We start from the raw sequence: 18,032 nt of genomic DNA on the forward strand, positions 1-18,032 counted from the left end.
TAAGATGTCAAACTTTTTACTCAACATTCATTCAAAAATATCATGATCCAAACTTACGTTATCATTGGCATTGCAGTTTTGCTTTCAGTCATGATTCTTGTGCTGATCGGCCAAAAACTGAAAGTTGCCTATCCTATATTTCTCGTCATTGCCGGGCTTATTGTGAGTCTCATTCCTGGAATGCCCGCGATAGAAATTGAGCCTGATCTCGTTTTCCTGATCTTTTTACCTCCTATTTTATTTGAAGCGGCATGGTTTACTTCCTGGCAGGATTTTCACAAATGGCGCAAACAGATTTTTTCCATGGCGTTTGGTCTCGTATTTCTCACCTCGATTGTTGTCGCGTATCTTTCATCATCAATCATTCCGGGACTTACAGTCGCAATGGGATTTCTTTTGGGTGGCGTAAATTCCCCACCAGATGCTGTGGCCGCAACTTCGGTTTTAAAGCACATGAAAATTCCGAAAAAGATTACCAATATTTTAGAAGGCGAGAGTCTGATTAATGATGCTTCGAGTTTAATTGTTTTTAAATTTGCTTTGGCAGCCGTGATTTCCGGACAGTTTATTTTCAGAGAAGCGATCGGAAGTTTTTTCACCATGGCGATTGGCGGTATTGCAATCGGTCTCGCCACAGGTTTGGTTTTTGGTAAATTTCTCCGCTGGATTCCATCAAACTCAAATATTGATACCGTTTTTACGCTGATTGTCCCGTACATTATGTATGTCGGTGCAGAGCATTTTCATTTTTCGGGTGTACTTTCCGTTGTTGCGGGCGGTTTGGTGATGTCATACAATTCGCACTGTTACATGAGTCATACGACAAGAATACAGGCGGGAAGTGTCTGGAGTGTTCTTGTTTTTTTAATGAACACGATTATTTTTATTCTGATCGGTTTAGAACTTCCTATTGTGATTGCGGGAATGGAAGAATATTCAATTTCTGAAGGAATTCTGTACAGCATCGTAATTGGCGGCGCGATTATTTTAACCCGAATTTTATACAGTTATGCCGTGATGTACTTCCCTTGGTTTTTATCAAAAAAAATGCAGGCGACGACCCCAAGACCTGACTGGCGAGAACCGTTTATCATCAGTTTTGCAGCAATGCGCGGTGTAGTTTCTCTGGCAGCTGCTTTGGCAATTCCCGCGTTTTTACCAAATGGCGAAGCGTTTCCGCATCGCAATATTATTCTTTTCGTAACGTTTGTTATCATTCTTATTACGCTTGTCGGACAGGGTTTGATGATCACCCCACTTTTAAAATTATTAAAAATGAAAGAGTCGGGAAGTGAACTGCCGGAAGAAAAGCAGGAAGTGATTTTGGTAAAAAGATTAAAACAGTCGGCATTACAGAAACTCGAGAGCGATTTTGGCACTTTGGCAGAAACCAACAGCTTGGTACAGCATCAGAAAAACCGACTTACAAATGAACTTGTTATGATGACGGATAAATCCCAATGTATGGCGTCTGCCGCAGATTATGCTGCTGCAATGAGCGAAAGCAAAGACGTGACACGCCAGCTCATTCAGGAACAGCGCAATGAGCTTCACCGCCTGAAACGTGAACGAATTTTTGACGATCATGTTCTGCGGGCGGTTGAAATGCAGCTTGATTTTGATGAAGCAAAAATTACCGGCTTTTCAAATGCTTAAGTTGAAAACAGCCAGGAAGTAATCAGATCAAATTTAAAACATACAGGGAGAAATAATTTTCCTATTTTTGAGCCATATTAATTATCAATGAAAAAGAAGATCATCGTTGGCGTCGCAGCACTCATGCTTTTTGTGGCGTGCAATAAAGATAAAGAAATACTCAACACGCTGGCAGATTACAACACTTCTATGGAGAGCAAAGGCTATCATTTTGGTGATAAACTGCAGCTGCCAAAAGAGGTGACAGACAATGCAGAAAGCATCACAATCAGTTTTGGTGACAAAGAAACGTCTGATCTGGTCATCGATTCAAAATATTATACACTTGGCGACAATGCGGTGACTTTTAATATCAAAACAAAAGGTGGCGAAACGCTCAATCAGGATGCAACGATTAATGTTTTCGCTAAAAATCCGGTGAAAAATATCAATTATGAGATCGCAGCCGATTATCCGCACAGCACCGAAAGTTTTACCGAAGGTTTTTATCTGGAGGGAAATACGGTGTATGAAAGCATTGGGCATGAAGGTTCGTCGAAGCTGATGAAGTACGAATTGGGCAGCGAAGCCGTTTCAAAAGAAGTAAAACAGCCGGATTCTATTTTCTCGGAAGGTATTGCAAACATCGGAAACAAAATTTATCAGCTGACGTATAAACAGAAAATGGGATTCATTTATGATAAAAACACGTTTGAGAAAATCGGAGAATTTCAGTATCCGAATGTGATTGGCGAAGGGTGGGGCGCGACGACTGACGGAAAAAATCTGATCGTATCTGACGGAACAAAAAATATCTATTTCCTGAATGCCAATGATCCTTCCAAAATTGTACGATACATCTCTGTAGCCGGAAATTCTGAAGTGTATGACATGGTAAACGAGCTGGAATATCACAAAGGTTTTATCTACGCGAATGTTTGGCAGAAGCCGATTATTCTGAAAATCAATCCGGCAAACGGTGAAGTGGTCGCCAGATTTGATTTTAAAACTTTGGCAGATAAACATACCAAAGACCAGGATGCTGTACTGAACGGGATTGCTTTTAAAGGTGACAATATGCTGATTACCGGAAAAAACTGGCCAAAAATCTATGAAATCAGGATTAATCAATAAATACAGATAGCGCTCCCAAGGAGCGCTATAATTTTCTACTGCTGGTGAGAGTTTTATACTTCTTTTTTGTTTTAATTTCCGGGGTTTTTTCTGCGCAGAAAATTCTCCCGTTTGACACTTTAAATTTAAAGGAAGTAAAAGACATGCAGATCGATGATTACGGAAATGTGTATCTCTACAGAAACAAAGATTTCAGTTTTACAAAGTACGATTCAGTTGGAAGACAGCTCGGGAAACTGATGTTTACCGTTCCTTACCGTGTGCAGAATGTACAGAATCCGCTCAGCATTCCGGTTTTTTCTGAAAACGCTCAGGAAATGAAATTTGTCGATCAGAATTTAAATGAAATTCAGAAAATCAATCTGAGAGAAAAATTTTCGTTCATACGGTTTGCGTATGCGGAAGATCTCCAGCAAATCTGGCTGCTCGACGAAAGTACAAAAAGACTTATTCAGTATAATTTCAGGAACGATACGACGATCAATGCATATCCTTTTAATCTGAACATCGAAGATTTAATTGATCTTCTGATTTATGAAGGAAAAGTGTATATGATTTCAAAAGATTTTTTTTCTGTGTACAATTTGAAGTTTGAAAAACTTTTTGAGGCACCGATCGAAAACGCGAGAAGACTTAGAAGAGAGAACGAGCGCATCGCCGTAATCTGCGCCAGCAAAATATTTCTGTACACCACAGAAGATGGTTTTCAGAAAATTTTTGAAGATCCTGAAACGCAGATTGTGGATAAAAACTCACTCGCTTTTTTTGAAATAAAAGGCAACAAACTTTATCTTTACACCAAAGGAGATCTTAATGAAAACCGCTTTCCGAAAAGCTTTGAAACAGGTCTGAAACCTAAAGAAGAAGAACGGCCGGCAAGCATCATCGAAGAAATTCTGGAGACCGACAAAGTACTGCGCGAGGAAGAAAAAGAGCCCGCATCGCAACAACAAAAAGACTAAAACAGATATGCACATTGCCGTTACAGGAAATATCGGAGCAGGAAAAACAACGCTGACGACGATGTTGGCAAAACAGTATGGCTGGGATGCCCAGTTTGAAGATGTAGACCGCAATCCGTATCTCGAAGATTTCTATGTTGATATGAGCAAATGGAGTTTTGCACTGCAGATTTACTTTCTGGGAAGTCGTTTCCGGCAGGTAAAAGAAATTCGTGAGAGCGGAAAAAACATTATTCAGGACCGTACGATTTACGAAGACGCACATATTTTTGCCGAAAACCTTAATGAAATGAAACTTCTCTCTGACCGGGATTTTGAGAATTACAATTCGCTTTTCGGGCTGATGAAAACTTTCGTTTCGGCGCCCGACCTTTTGATTTATCTAAAATCTGATGTTCCGAATCTTGTAAAAAAGATCTACAAGCGCGGTCGTGAATACGAAGCCAGCATCAGCATTGAGTATTTATCTAAGCTGAATCAGAAATATGAAAAGTGGATTTCCGGCTACACAGAAGGAAAATTGCTGATCATTAATGTCGATGATCTCGATTTTGTTGAAAAACCTGAAGATTTTGGCTTTATTCTTGAAAAAATTGATGCTGAACTCAACGGTTTGTTTTAATTCAAAACTAAACATAAAATGGTAAAAGTAATACATAACAGCAACTGCTCAAAATCTACAGCTGTACTGGAATATCTCGACGAAAACGGCGTTCCGTTTGAAATAATCGATGTGATGCAGGATCCGCTCAGCGAGCTTGAAATTAAAACTTTACTGAAAAAACTCAACGCAGACGTTTCGCATATCATCCGTAAAAATGATAAATTGTATCTGGAAAAATTTGCCGGTAAAAATTATTCAGAAGAAGAATGGATTAAGATTTTAACGGAAAATCCGTCTTTAATACAGCGCCCGATCCTGATAAAAGGTTCGGTTGCGATGGTAGGAAGGCCGCTGGAAACGGTAAAACTTTTCGTAGAAGAATAAAAAAAAGTCAGCATTTACGCTGACTTTTTCTGTTTTATAGAAGAATAACATTTTCTACTTTTCCGACTTCTTTATAGATTTTGATTACCTGATCGGCATCCAGAACAAAAGCACTGATGTTACATGCGGTATACTTCCCGTTGCGGCTTTCGCGGTTGCTGAGTGTAAACTTGATGCCGTCGAATGCGCGGTAAATTTCCGTAAGTTTTACATCATCCGATGGCACGATAAATTTAAAAGGATAATCATCCGGAAAATCGTAATTGTTATTCAATTTTTCCCTCAGAGATTCATAAAATTCCTCAGGATTTTGATTGGCGTCGCCCTGTAATATTTCCATTGATACAAAATTAAAGAAACAAGATAGGGAAATTCTGCCTAATTTCCAACAGCACGTTTGATCTCGTCGCCGCTTTCTTCCTCAGTCTGGCGAATGATGTTGTACATTCCGTTTACCAGTTGCTCAGAAACCAACATACTCAGTCCGCCGGAATTCACTTCATTACGCGTTCCACCGAGCAGTCCACCCAAAATATTTGATCCCGAAAGTGCAGTATTTAAAGTTTTCGTTACGCCGTACTTATTAAGTTCCTGCTCCACGCGCGGTGCAAGTGCCTGAACCAGCTGTTGCGAAGATTTCTCAATAAGAATCGTTGTGGCAACACCTTTTCCGCCCTGTACAATTCTACGCACATCTTCTTTAGTCAGGTTATTTACCGCATTCTGAAGAATCGGTTTCGAAATATTTACGGTACTCACGGCTACTTCAGCAATATTTTCTTTCTGTCTTGCCACTAGTGATGGGGCGACACGCTGCAAAGTGTTGTAGATTTCGCGGAGGTTTTTAGGAAGCGCCTTTTCGATCAGATCGTTTCGCATAAAAGCATCCTTGCTGCTGTACGTCGCCGTCGCACGGTCAATCCCACGCAGCAACATTTTTTTCACAATTGCCATTCCGAGATCGGTAGTCGCCAATGTTGCACAAGACTGTACGCTTGTGGTAATTACCGCTCCGGAACCGATGAGAAGTGCGGCAGTAATAAATAATTTTTTCATATCTAAAATTTTTTGTGGTAGTTTCAAATTTTACACCAAATGATCATAAAAGCTAAATGATCATCAGTAAGATTGCGATGCTCTTGCAATGTTAAAAAAATCTGCGAAAAGATTTTGTGACTGCGTTAATGATTTTAAAAGGAGAAATTAACCGAAAGTTAGGCTGAGATCAATTCATTAAAAAAAATAATTTAACCAAAATTTTTTAACGTACTGTTAGTTAATAAATTGTATCTGAATAATACAATGAAACGGTTGATTGCCTCATTATATTTTTTTTATCTAATAAAATGCTTTACCAATTTTATAAAGCAATCTTTTTATTTTAAACATAAAAATGGGGAGAAGAAAAATATATTTCAGCGAAACACTTTTTTTGTACCTTCATTTTATTAAACAAAAAGCATTCATTATGAAAAAAGCATTTATTTTCGCCTCTCTTTGCGTCTCAGCATTCGCATTCTCTCAGGTAGAAACACCTATCGTAGGCGGCGACCGCGACGCTCATGGCTGCATCGGCTCTGCGGGTTACACGTACTCACAAATTAAAAAAGACTGCATCAGAACATTTGATCAAAAAATCAAACTATCCGAAGTAGCAAACAACGGCAGTATGATGTCGGCCGTCATCTTCAGCAAGGATATGAATCAGGCGGAAGTTTTCCTTCCCACAGATAAAGAAAGTTTAATTCTGAAAAAATCCGGCAGAGTCTGGAAAAACGGAAAATATACACTTTTATCACCCACAAAAATGAAATACGTGCTCAAAAAAGATAATGTGATCATTTACAAATAAATCTGCAGCCACTCATTGTGAGTGGTTTTTTTTCTTTTTATTTCGTTGATTGTTTTTTTTTAGAAGCAATTCCCGCTTTCCGCTGTATCTTTTTTACGGCGGCTCCGCTTCGCTTCGCCGCCACAAAAAAGGATGCCGCTGCAATCGGGGCAACTTTTAATATAAGAGATTTTCGTCTAAAATCGCCGCATGCGCACTTTTATCTCTCGGTCATAAATCGTACTTTTGCATATCTATAAAAAAGTAAAAGTAAAGAATGAATTCCTACAAAAATCCTTTGGAAGAGCGCTACTCCAGCCAAGAAATGTTGTTTAACTTTTCTCACAACAACAAATTCCAGAATTGGAGGAAGCTTTGGATCGCTTTGGCTGAAATTGAAAAAGACTTAGGTCTTGATATCACAGAAGAGCAAATTGCAGAGTTAAAAGCCAATGTTGACAATATCGATTACGATAAAGCGGCAGAGTACGAAAAGAAATTCCGTCATGATGTGATGGCTCACGTTCACGCTTATGGTGACGTTGCGCCTTCGGCAAAAGGAATTATTCACCTGGGAGCAACTTCGGCATTTGTAGGAGACAATACAGACTTAATTCAAATCCGTGACGGACTTTTAATTTTAAAGAAAAAGTTGGTTAACGTGATGAAAAATCTTGCTGATTTTTCTATTCAGTATAAAGACCTTCCAACTTTAGGATTTACACATTTCCAGCCGGCTCAGTTAACAACTGTTGGGAAAAGAGCAACACTTTGGTTACAAAGTCTGGTTCTTGACATCGAAGAATTGGATTTCTTTTTAGAAACATTAAGATTCAGAGGGGTAAAAGGAACAACCGGAACGGCTGCAAGTTTCCTTGAGCTTTTCAACGGAGATTATTCCAAAGTAAAACATTTAGATAAAGAATTGTCAAAAAGATTCGGTTTCGAAAAAGTTTTCGGGGTTTCCGGACAGACTTACGACAGAAAAATCGATGCAAAAGTGGTTGCTCTATTAGGAAATATTGCACAATCTGCTCATAAATTCACCAACGATTTACGTTTACTTCAAAATCTAAAAGAAGTTGAAGAACCATTCGAGAAAAATCAAATCGGTTCATCAGCGATGGCGTACAAACGTAATCCCATGAGAAGTGAAAGAATCGGAGCATTGGCAAAATATGTTATGTCTTTGACGACAAGTTCTGCAATGGTGGCTTCAACACAATGGTTTGAAAGAACTTTAGATGATTCTGCAAACAAAAGATTGACTATTCCACAGGCGTTTTTAGCCGTTGATGCAATTCTATTGATTTGGAACAACATCATGAACGGAATTGTGGTGTATCCGAACAGAATCAACAAACATATTATGGAAGAACTTCCTTTCATGGCGACCGAATACATCATCATGGAAGAAGTGAAAGCTGGTGGCGACCGTCAGGAAATCCACGAAGTGATCAGAGTTCACTCCATGGAAGCTTCTAAACAGGTAAAAGAAGAAGGTAAAGAAAACGATTTGATCGAGAGAATTTTAAACGATCATTCTCTGAAACTTGATAAATCAAAACTGAAAGAAGTTCTCGATCCTAAAAATTTCATCGGTTTCGCACCGATTCAAACGGAGGAATTCATCGCGAATGAAGTTCAGCCTATTCTGGATGCAAATCAGGATTTGATTGGCCTTGAAGCTGACCTTAAAGTGTAATACGTGCAGCTTCGGCTGCATTTTTTTTAAAAACTAAACTATGAAGCAATACATTGTTTTTATTCTGATTGCTCTTTTTTGTTTTTCATGTAAAAGTTCTGCGCAAATTAAATCGCGAGATTTAAAAGCATTTCAAATGACGAAACAAGAATACACTCAATTTAAGAATTTTCTTTTATCAAAAAATCTACAGGTGAAGGATACAGTTTTTATCAAATACGATTTTGATAAAGAAACCTGCTGGAATGGACTTGATTCTGAAGGCAAGAAATATATAAATATCATTGTAAAGCAATTTCAAGAGCATGTTTCCAACTTCAATTCGCTTTATCCCACGGCAGTTGCCTATAATTTCAGACAGCCAGGAAAAAATTTCAATAAACTTAAGCTTTGGGATGAGACTATAATTGTTGATGATACAGAATTGCTGAAGAAACTCATTTTTAAAAACAAAGCAACGTGCGGAACTTCTGCAATAATTCTGGGAGACGGTTCCTATTTGCTTTACGAGTATGATCCCCATTTTGAACTGCTGAGCCTGCATCACAATTATGATGGGAAAAAGTTTTAACCCAAATTATATTTTAGTATACATTTAATTTTTAATATCTGACATATTATGTCTCAAAATAAAAGAATTTTCGTAGAAAAAAGAGGGATTTTCGATGTAGAAAGTCCAAAGATTTTTGATGAAGTAAAAGCGGTGGTTCCGTCTGTCCAAAGCGTAAAAGTGTACAACGTTTACGATATTTTTGGGTTAAATGATGGTGAATTCGAAAAAGTGGTGAACAGCACTTTCGTGGATCCGGTTACCGATATTTTAATCGAAGAAAATCCTGCCAAAGGAGTTTATTTCGCTTTAGAATTCTTACCCGGACAGTACGATCAGCGTGCGGATTCTGCTCAACAGTGTATCGCTTTACTGACTGAAAATGAAAAGTCTAAAGTGCGAAGCGGAAAATTGATCGAATTTGAAGGAGTTTCTGAAGCTGATTTAGCTAAAATAAAAGACCTTCTGATCAATAAAGTAGAATCTCAGGAAAAAGATTTATTTGTTTTAGATATTCCCGCGGATGAAACGCCATCAAAGGTTCTTGTTCACGAAAATTTCATCAATTTTGATGATGCTCAGCTGGAAGAATTCTTTAACAATCATGGTTTTGCATTAGGTTTGGACGACTTAAAATTTATCCAGGAATATTTTAAAACTGAACAGAGAAACCCTACGGAAACGGAACTTAAAGTTTTAGATACGTATTGGAGCGACCACTGCCGTCACACAACCTTTGAAACAGAGTTGTCAAATATTGAGTTTGAAGGACAGTTTAAACATACATTGGAAACGATTTTCAATGATTACATCGAAAAAAGAAAATTCTTAGGACGCGAATTGAAACCAATCTCTTTAATGGATTTGGCGACCGTTTGCGGAAGATATTTCCATAAAACAGGCAACCTGGAGAACTTGGTGGTTTCTGACGAAATCAACGCTTGTACGATCCAGATCGAAGCTGAGTACGACGGTAAAAAAGAACCGTGGTATTTATTATTCAAAAATGAAACGCACAATCACCCAACAGAAATTGAACCTTTTGGCGGTGCTTCAACGTGTTTAGGTGGGGCAATCAGAGATCCTTTGTCAGGACGTTCATTCGTTTTTCAGGCAATGAGATTGACAGGTGCTGCTGATGTTTTGGAACCTGTAAGTCATACATTGCCAGGAAAATTACCTCAAAAAACAATCACAAAGCAGGCTGCAAACGGATATTCTTCTTACGGTAACCAAATCGGTTTGGCGACTACAATGGTTTCCGAAATTTACGATGAAGGCTACAAAGCAAAAAGAATGGAAGTCGGTTTCGTTGCCGGAGCGGTTCCCGTGGATTGGGTAAGACGTGAAAAGCCTGAAGCTGGTGATTCTATCATTATTTTAGGAGGCGCAACAGGTCGTGACGGTGTTGGTGGAGCAAGTGGAAGTTCAAAAGAACAGGACGAAACTTCTATTCACACGATGAGTTCTGAAGTTCAGAAAGGAAATGCCGTTGAAGAACGTAAAATCCAGAGATTATTTAGAAATCCTGAAGTAACGAGACTGATCAAAAAATCTAATGACTTTGGAGCTGGTGGTGTTTCCGTTGCAATTGGCGAAATTGCTGATTCTTTGGAAGTTAATCTGGATGTTTTACCTTTAAAATATGAAGGTTTGAACGGAACCGAGCTGGCTATTTCTGAATCTCAGGAAAGAATGGCGGTTGTGGTTGAACCAAAAGATAAAGAACAATTCATCAAGTTCTGTGAGGCTGAAAATATTGTGGCTGTTGAGGTGGCTAAAGTGACAGATTCAGGAAGAATGCAGATGTTCTGGAAAGGTGATAAGATTGTTGATCTTTCAAGAGAATTCTTGGATACCAACGGTTGTTCTAAAAGTCAGGAAGTTAAGATTACCCATCTTAATGAGTTGAAAGGCGATACTTTAAAATTTAGCGAAGAGAATTTCTTGAAAATCCTCGCAGATAAAAACGTTGCTTCTCAAAAAGGTTTATTGGAAATGTTCGACTCATCGATTGGTGCTACTACAGTTGCGATGCCTTTAGGTGGTAAATATCAGCAGACTCTGATGGAAGGAAGCGCTCAGACGTTACCAATTTTAGGAGCTAGAAACGTTGAAACAGTTTCTTTTGCAAGTTGGGGATTTGATGCAGAAATTTCAAAGCAGAATTCACTGTTGGGGTCTTCTTACGCAGTTGTTGAAAGCGTTGCAAAAATCGTTGCAATGGGCGGCGATTATAAAAATATCAGATTAAGTTTCCAGGAATATTTTGAGAAATTGGGTCAGCATCCTGAGAAATGGGGCAAACCTTTGGCTTCTCTTTTGGGAGCTTATGATGCTCAAATAAACTTAGGTTTAGCAGCCATCGGAGGTAAAGATTCTATGAGTGGAACGTATCAGGATTTGAATGTTCCGCCAACGTTGATTTCTTTCGCTTGTGCGAATGGTGAGAAGAAAAATGTGATCTCTCCCGAATTTAAACAGGAAGGAAATAAACTCTATTTCTTCAACCATATTCCACAGGAAAACGGACTTCCCAACTATGATAATTTAAAGGTTGTTTTTGAATTGATTTTCGAATATATTAAAGCCGGAAAGATTGTTTCTGTAAAGACCGTCAAAGAAGGTGGAGTTGCTGTTGCTCTTGCAAAAATGAGTTTCGGAAACAGATTGGGAGCTGAAATTAATATTGCTGATGAGAAAGTTTTATTAGCTAAAAAAATTGGTAGCTTAATCATTGAATCAATTGAAGAATTAAGTTCTGTTGACCTTCAATTAATCGGTGAAGTTAAAAATTTAAATATTTTGAAAATCAATGATTTGAATTTTGAAATCGAAAAATTACTTGAAGCAAATACAAAAACTTTTGAAAACCTTTTTTCAACAGTAGAAAAAGAAAAAATTACGGTTGAATTAGATTCAAAATTAAACTCTATCAATCCAAGAAATATCATCATTAAGAAACACGGAATTGCTCAGCCAAGAGTTTTTGCACCGGTTTTCCCGGGAACGAACTGCGAATACGACACGCTGAATGCATTCCAAAAAGAAGGTGCAATTGTTAGCAGTTTGCCTTTGATTAATATCAATCATCAGTTGCTTGACGACAGCATCAATGCGTGGGTAGAAGAAATTAAACAGTCGCAGATTTTAGCATTCTCAGGAGGGTTTTCTGCGGGTGACGAACCGGATGGTTCTGCTAAGTTTATTGTCAATGTTTTGAAGAATGAAAAGATGAGAAATGCCGTTCATGAATTACTCGACAGAGACGGAATGATCATCGGTATCTGTAACGGTTTCCAGGCTTTGGTAAAATCAGGATTATTGCCTTACGGAAGAATTAAGGATTTGGATGAAAATTCTCCAACGTTGGCTCACAATGCAATCAGAAGACATATTTCTCAAATGGTTAATGTGAAAGTTCTGAACGACGAATCGCCTTGGCTGAAAGGAATGAAAGATCAGGTTTTTACCATTCCGATTTCTCACGGTGAAGGTCGTTTTATGGCTTCGGAAGAAGAAATTCAGAAGTTGTATGAGAACGGACAGATTGCTACCCAATATTTAGATTTAGATGGAAACATTGCTCACGGAATGCCGTTCAATCCAAATAACTCATTGTTCGGAATTGAAGGAATCACAAGTCCGGATGGGAAAATTTACGGTAGAATGGGGCATCCTGAACGATTCGCAGAAGGTTTAATGAAAAATATTCCAACAGCGAATTATCACAATATATTTAAAAATGGAGTTGAATACTTCAAATAAAAATAACAGGAAATCGGCTGTCATTAGTGGCAGCCATTTTTCTGATCTGTCAGGATTCTACGAAGAAGTTTCTGATGTCTTTATGAATGATGAAGACTGGAAAGTTGGAACACTAGATGGTTTTGATGATATTCTTTATGGTTTTGAAGGTGAAATTATTTGGAAAGAAGCTGAAAAATCAAAAGAAGATTTAGGCTTTGAAGCCACCAAAGTATTTTACCAGAACAAAATCAGACAAGGGAAACCTTTTAATAAAGAGCTGATCCAGCAAAAACTGGAGGAATTGGTTGATGGAATCGGACAAACTCTTTTTGAGATTTTAATTGAGATTATTAAATCGCATTCGAATATCAAGCTGATCTTAGAATAGAATTTTTTCAAGATATTTCCAGTAAACAAAAACACCCACAATCACCGAAAATGCAGCCATCAATAAAACTCCTCCTGCGGAAATATCTTTAATAAAACCAACACGCTTATCGTAATTGGGATTGATTATATCGCAGATTTTCTCAATAGCTGTATTGAAAATTTCGCACACCAAAACACCAAAAGAGACCGCGAGAATGATCAAGATATCTGTTTTATTAAGTTTCAAAATAATGATCAGAAAAATATTGATGATAAGCGCCAGACATTCAATTCTGAAATTTCTTTCAGATCCGAAAATACAGTACAAACCATAAAAGGAATTTTTAAAACTTTTGAAAATCGATGGTTTTCTCATGAGATATTCATCGGCTAAAATTACAGTTTTTGTTAAAATTTCAGCAAAATAATTGTGGTAAACTCATCAATATTATCCTTTCCAATCTTAGTTCTATTTATTATATTTGTGGAACTTTATTAAAATTGATGAAATCGGTACTGCACTTTAAAAACAGAGTTTGTTTTGTTGCAGCGATGACATAAGACTAAAAAAACAATCAAAATACGTATGAAATTTATTATCTCGAGTGGCGAATTGCAGAAGGCATTGCAGACGGTAAGCGGCGTGATTTCCAGTTCACAATCAAGACCGATTTTAGAAAATTACCTATTCGATTTATCTGAAAATAATCTCAGCATCACGGCTTCCGACGGCGAAACCACTTTGGTAACTTCTCTGGATGTGAAATCTGAAGACTCCGGTAAATTCGCTGTTCCGGCGAAAATTTTTCAGGATTTTATAAAAACGTACGGCGAGCAGCCACTGACTTTGGTGGTGAAAGATAATGCAGACGGTACAGGAAGTCAGCTTGAAATTCTTGATGAGCGCGACAATTTTGCTGTTGCTCTCGATAATGCAGACGATTATCCGGAACTTCCGGAATTTGATGCTGCACAAAGTGTGACAATGCCTGCTGGGGTTTTGTCAGAAGCTTTAGCAAACACCCTATTTGCAACCAGTAATGATTCGCTGCGTCCGGTAATGACAGGCGTTCTGTTTCAGTTTGGTGAAAATGAAACCAATTTCGTTTCTACAGATTCTCACAGACTTGTGGTTTACAAAAGAACCGATCTGATAAATGCTGAGCCGATGGAATTCATCATGCCGAAGAAGCCGCTTAACATTTTTAAAAATATTCTTGCCAGTTCAAACGATGATCTTACGATCGAGTTTAACGAGAATATGGCAAAATTCACTTTCGGTAAAAATATTTGGATCTGCCGTCTGATCGACGGGAAATATCCAAACTACACGGCGGTTATTCCAAAAGAAAACCCGAATGTGCTTACCATCAACAGAAATCTGCTTTTAGGGGCAATCAGAAGAGCATCTATTATGTCTAATAAATCGACTAATCAGGTGAGATTTAAGCTTTCTGCAAACATTCTTCACCTTCACGCTGAAGATACAGAATATGCGAACAAAGCTGATATGCAGATTCCTTGTGACTATAACGGTGATGATATAAACATCGGTTTCAGTTCAAAATTTTTGACGGAAATGCTGGGAATTCTCAATGCCGATGATATTACGATGAAAATGTCACAGCCAAACAGACCGGGAATTATCGAGCCTGTGGATGGTCTTGAAGACGAAGAAAAGATTTTAATGCTCTCGATGCCAGTAATCGGCTTATAGTATCAAAGATTTTATTATATAGAGGCAGATTTTTTCTGCCTCTTTTTTTGTGCGTAAAGGCTTAAGATTTCGGTCTTTCTTAAAAAAAGCCGATATTTGCAGTTAAGATTTTACAGAAATTAGAAGCAATGAAATTTAAAACACTTGCTTTAAAATAAAAGAAGACTGAGAAGATGAAAATATCGCGAAACTGGCTAAAAGATTATATTAAAACTGATTTGAAAACCGAAAAACTCGGTGAGTTTCTCACAGATATTGGTCTTGAAGTAGAGGGGATTGATAAATTTGAAAGCGTGAAAGGCAGTCTGGAAGGAATTGTAGTGGGGAAAGTTTTAACATGCGAAAAACATCCTAATGCCGATAAACTCAATAAGACTACGGTTGATATTGGCGGAGATCAAATTCTAAATATTGTTTGTGGCGCACCAAATGTAGCTGCGGGACAAACCGTTCCGGTGGCCACAGTTGGAACTAAAATTTATGCTAAAGACGGCAATTTTTTTGAAATAAAAGAAGCGAAAATTCGTGGTGAAGTTTCTCAGGGGATGATCTGCGCAGAAGATGAATTAGGTCTGAGCGATGATCATGGGGGAATCATGATTTTGGATGAAGCTAAATATGAAATCGGAAAAAATTTCGCAGATTATTTTGAACTAACCGATGACGAAGTTATAGAGATCGGTTTGACGCCAAACCGTACCGACGCGATGTCGCATTACGGCGTGGCGCGCGATCTTCACGCATATATGTCGACGAATCAGCAGAAATCTGATTTTGAAAAGGTTTCAGCGTATGCTTTTCAGAGTGAAGGTTCAAATGATTTTTCTATTGAAATTGAAAATGTCGACCTTACGCCAAGATATATCGCTGCAGTAATCGAAAATGTGCAGGTCAAAGATTCGCCGGATTGGCTGAAAAGCAGACTGAAGGCAATTGGTTTAAGTCCGATTAACAATATTGTTGATATTACAAATTATATTCTTCACGGTTTTGGTCAGCCGCTTCACGCGTTTGATGCCGATAAAATTTCAGGCAAAAAAGTAAAAGTGGGAACCGTTTACCAGGGAACAAAATTCAAAACTTTAGATGGTGTCGAAAGAACGCTAAATGGTTCGGAAATTATTATAAAAGACGGAAATGATCAGCCTTTATGTATTGCCGGAGTTTTTGGCGGTGCAACTTCTGGCGTTTCAGATGAGACAAAGACGATTTTCCTGGAAAGCGCCTATTTCAACCCGGTGGCGGTGAGAAAGGCGGCGAAATTTCACGGTTTAAATACCGATGCTTCTTTCAGATTTGAAAGAGGTGTAGATCCTAATATCACAAAAACAGCAATTACTCAAGCAATTAAATTAATTGAAGAACTGGCTGGCGGAAAAGTTTCTGGTGAACTTTTGGAAGAATATCCGAAAAAAATTGAAGATCATTATGTGATTATCAGGTTTTCAAAAATCGAACAGATTTTAGGAACAAAAATTCACAGAGAAAAGGTGAAAGAAATTTTAAAAGCACTGGAAATTCAGGTTTTAAATGATATTCAGAATGGTTTCGAAATCTCTGTACCGGCTTACAGAGCAGATGTGACGCGGGAAATTGATGTGATTGAAGAAATTTTAAGAATTTACGGATACAATAAAATTGATGCACCGCAGAAAATTTCATTTACGCCTGTAAAGCTTGATGCAGATGATCAGGATGAACTTGAAAACTCGTGGGCGAGAACTTTACAGAGTCTCGGTTTTAATGAAGTAATGAATAATTCGCTGACTTCTTTGAAAGACGAGACGGATGCGGTCAAATTACTGAACCCTTTAAGCAACGATTTGGCTTTTATGCGAAAGTCTTTGCTGGAAGGTCTTTTGCAAAATGCAGCATACAACATCAACCGGAAAAATCAGGATATTAAGTTTTTTGAATTCGGAAAAATCTATCATAAAAAAGAGACATACGAAGAAAGAAAACAACTAGCAGTTTTGGTTTCAGGTAGAAATAATGCAGAGAATTGGTTGCAGCCAAAATCTGCAACCGATTTTTATCATTTAAAAGGTTACGTGAAAGTTCTGCTTGAAAAATTAACGGTTACTTTTAAAGAAACAGCGCTGGAAGACGCAAGATTTTCTGATGCAATCGCTTACGAAGCTGGTGGTAAAATTGTCGCAAGAATAGGAAAGGTTTCAGCGCAGATGCAGAAAGATTTTGATGTAGATCAGGATTGTTTCTACGCAGAAATTGAACTGGAACTGGCTCAGCAAATGCGTTCGCAAAATCAACTGAAGTTTAAAGATATTCCAAAATTTAATAAGATCAGAAGGGATCTGGCGTTGCTGATTGATAAGAATATTACGTATCAGGAATTGTATCAGTCTGCGAAAAAGAACAAATCGCCGTTCATCAAAAACATTAATCTTTTTGATGTCTATGAAGGCAAGAATCTTCCGGATGGTAAAAAATCTTATGCGATGAGCTTTGAGCTTCTAAATGAAGAAAAAACTTTGGAAGAAAAAGAGATTGCTCACGTAATGGATTCTCTAATTAAATCTTTTCAGAAAGAATTTAATGCAGAATTAAGAGGATAAAATTTAAGAAAGTCTTTGAGAGTATTGTATTTTTGGAATAAAAATAGCATCTCAGAATGTTAATATTTAAAATTAATTAAAATGAAAAAGATATTTTTTAGCATAATGACATCGGCAGTTTTGGTTTCTTGCGGAACAACTGCGGGAAGTTCTTCAGCAAAAGCAGGAAAGGCACAGCCATCGATTTCAAACTCAAAATGGACGCTTGCAGATAACGTAAAAGGCAAAACGCCAACACTGAACATTGACGGCGAAAAAGTGAACGGAAACGGCGGTTGCAACAGTTATTTCGGGACATTAATCACTGATGCTTCAAGCGGAACTTTTACAGCTTCACAGCTTGGTTCAACCAAAATGGCGTGTGAGAATATGGCGGTTGAAAGCAACTTTATGTCGATGATGCAGAAAGCCAACCGATATGTAGTGAGTGGCAATACGCTCGAGCTTTATCAGGATAATTTGCTGCTTTTGAAGTTCAACAAAGTACAGTAAATAAAAAAGGAACTCGATCTGAGTTCCTTTTTTTATGCTTAAAAAATAAAATTATGCTTCGTCTTCTTCTTCATCGTACTTAGCCAACTCTTCGTCGCACCATTTGAAAGCTTCTTCCACAACTTTCGTTGCTTCGTCTGCCATCGTTTCTTCGTCGTCGCCTTCCAAATCATCCAGCCACTCAACTTCTTCTTCTTCTACATTCAGGATAAATCTTGGATATTCTGTATGCACTACAAAAAGATCTTCAGGAAAATCTGAATTGTCTGCCAATAAAAACTTAGGTAATTTCATTTTCTTAATGTTTAAACTTTACTCAAAGA

17 protein-coding genes are annotated in these 18,032 nt (G+C 37.9%); 13 read left to right on the forward strand and 4 right to left on the reverse strand.

Going from position 1 to position 18,032, the window contains the following annotated elements:
- Window positions 1–42 precede the first annotated feature (42 nt).
- From ASG01_RS14320 to ASG01_RS14340, 5 genes are all read left to right on the forward strand, one after another.
- Window positions 43–1,656 carry a Na+/H+ antiporter gene (locus ASG01_RS14320; RefSeq protein ID WP_055865115.1) on the forward strand — a complete coding sequence of 538 codons (1,614 nt, stop codon included), beginning with the start codon at window positions 43–45 and terminating at the stop codon, window positions 1,654–1,656.
- 87 nt (window positions 1,657–1,743) lie between these two features.
- A complete protein-coding gene (locus tag ASG01_RS14325) occupies window positions 1,744–2,769 on the forward strand; it encodes a glutaminyl-peptide cyclotransferase (protein ID WP_055865117.1) in 1,026 nt (341 codons plus the stop codon).
- A gap of 44 nt (window positions 2,770–2,813) precedes the next feature.
- On the forward strand, window positions 2,814–3,731 hold the full coding sequence (locus tag ASG01_RS14330; RefSeq protein ID WP_185097246.1) for a hypothetical protein: 918 nt from the start codon (window positions 2,814–2,816) through the stop codon (window positions 3,729–3,731).
- 7 nt (window positions 3,732–3,738) lie between these two features.
- On the forward strand, window positions 3,739–4,353 hold the full coding sequence (locus ASG01_RS14335; protein ID WP_055865121.1) for a deoxynucleoside kinase: 615 nt from the start codon (window positions 3,739–3,741) through the stop codon (window positions 4,351–4,353).
- An 18-nt stretch (window positions 4,354–4,371) separates the two neighbouring features.
- A complete protein-coding gene (locus ASG01_RS14340) occupies window positions 4,372–4,719 on the forward strand; it encodes an arsenate reductase family protein (RefSeq protein ID WP_055865123.1) in 348 nt (115 codons plus the stop codon).
- 34 nt (window positions 4,720–4,753) lie between these two features.
- Here the strand turns inward: ASG01_RS14340 and ASG01_RS14345 are convergent, their stop codons facing one another.
- Window positions 4,754–5,059 carry a DUF493 family protein gene (locus ASG01_RS14345; protein ID WP_055865126.1) on the reverse strand — a complete coding sequence of 102 codons (306 nt, stop codon included), beginning with the start codon at window positions 5,057–5,059 and terminating at the stop codon, window positions 4,754–4,756.
- 38 nt (window positions 5,060–5,097) lie between these two features.
- On the reverse strand, window positions 5,098–5,775 hold the full coding sequence (locus tag ASG01_RS14350; protein WP_055865129.1) for a DUF4197 family protein: 678 nt from the start codon (window positions 5,773–5,775) through the stop codon (window positions 5,098–5,100).
- Window positions 5,776–6,187: 412 nt separating this feature from the next.
- Here ASG01_RS14350 and ASG01_RS14355 point away from each other — a divergent pair, with 412 nt between their 5' ends.
- The 5 genes from ASG01_RS14355 (at window position 6,188) to ASG01_RS14380 (ending at window position 12,943) form a co-directional block, all read left to right on the forward strand.
- Window positions 6,188–6,571 carry a hypothetical protein gene (locus tag ASG01_RS14355; protein WP_055865347.1) on the forward strand — a complete coding sequence of 128 codons (384 nt, stop codon included), beginning with the start codon at window positions 6,188–6,190 and terminating at the stop codon, window positions 6,569–6,571.
- Between the two features lie 256 nt (window positions 6,572–6,827).
- A complete protein-coding gene (gene purB / locus ASG01_RS14365) occupies window positions 6,828–8,255 on the forward strand; it encodes an adenylosuccinate lyase (RefSeq protein WP_055865135.1) in 1,428 nt (475 codons plus the stop codon).
- Between the two features lie 136 nt (window positions 8,256–8,391).
- The gene (locus tag ASG01_RS14370) at window positions 8,392–8,826 is read left to right on the forward strand and encodes a hypothetical protein (protein ID WP_131725382.1); all 435 of its coding nucleotides are present in this window, start codon (window positions 8,392–8,394) and stop codon (window positions 8,824–8,826) included.
- A 48-nt stretch (window positions 8,827–8,874) separates the two neighbouring features.
- Complete coding sequence (locus ASG01_RS14375) at window positions 8,875–12,573, forward strand: phosphoribosylformylglycinamidine synthase (RefSeq protein ID WP_055865140.1); 3,699 nt, start codon at window positions 8,875–8,877, stop codon at window positions 12,571–12,573.
- Window positions 12,551–12,943 (forward strand): hypothetical protein, encoded by a 393-nt coding sequence (locus tag ASG01_RS14380; RefSeq protein WP_055865144.1) that lies wholly within the window; start codon window positions 12,551–12,553, stop codon window positions 12,941–12,943. The genes ASG01_RS14375 and ASG01_RS14380 overlap by 23 nt, the downstream gene beginning before the upstream one ends.
- On the opposite strand, the gene ASG01_RS14385 is transcribed toward ASG01_RS14380, so the two are convergent.
- Entirely contained in the window at window positions 12,935–13,300 is a 366-nt protein-coding gene (locus ASG01_RS14385; RefSeq protein ID WP_055865147.1) for a diacylglycerol kinase, read from the reverse strand. The genes ASG01_RS14380 and ASG01_RS14385 overlap by 9 nt on opposite strands.
- A 210-nt stretch (window positions 13,301–13,510) precedes the next feature.
- Here ASG01_RS14385 and dnaN point away from each other — a divergent pair, with 210 nt between their 5' ends.
- From dnaN to ASG01_RS14400, 3 genes are all read left to right on the forward strand, one after another.
- The gene (gene dnaN, locus ASG01_RS14390) at window positions 13,511–14,641 is read left to right on the forward strand and encodes a DNA polymerase III subunit beta (protein ID WP_055865150.1); all 1,131 of its coding nucleotides are present in this window, start codon (window positions 13,511–13,513) and stop codon (window positions 14,639–14,641) included.
- Between the two features lie 173 nt (window positions 14,642–14,814).
- A complete protein-coding gene (gene pheT, locus ASG01_RS14395) occupies window positions 14,815–17,217 on the forward strand; it encodes a phenylalanine--tRNA ligase subunit beta (RefSeq protein ID WP_055865153.1) in 2,403 nt (800 codons plus the stop codon).
- Between the two features lie 81 nt (window positions 17,218–17,298).
- The gene (locus tag ASG01_RS14400) at window positions 17,299–17,709 is read left to right on the forward strand and encodes an META domain-containing protein (protein ID WP_055865156.1); all 411 of its coding nucleotides are present in this window, start codon (window positions 17,299–17,301) and stop codon (window positions 17,707–17,709) included.
- A gap of 51 nt (window positions 17,710–17,760) precedes the next feature.
- Here the strand turns inward: ASG01_RS14400 and ASG01_RS14405 are convergent, their stop codons facing one another.
- Window positions 17,761–18,003, reverse strand: a complete 243-nt coding sequence (locus tag ASG01_RS14405) for a hypothetical protein (protein ID WP_055865157.1) — start codon at window positions 18,001–18,003, stop codon at window positions 17,761–17,763.
- Window positions 18,004–18,032 lie beyond the last annotated feature (29 nt).

The sequence above is a fragment of the Chryseobacterium sp. Leaf180 genome, assembly GCF_001424585.1.
Taxonomy (GTDB): domain Bacteria; phylum Bacteroidota; class Bacteroidia; order Flavobacteriales; family Weeksellaceae; genus Chryseobacterium.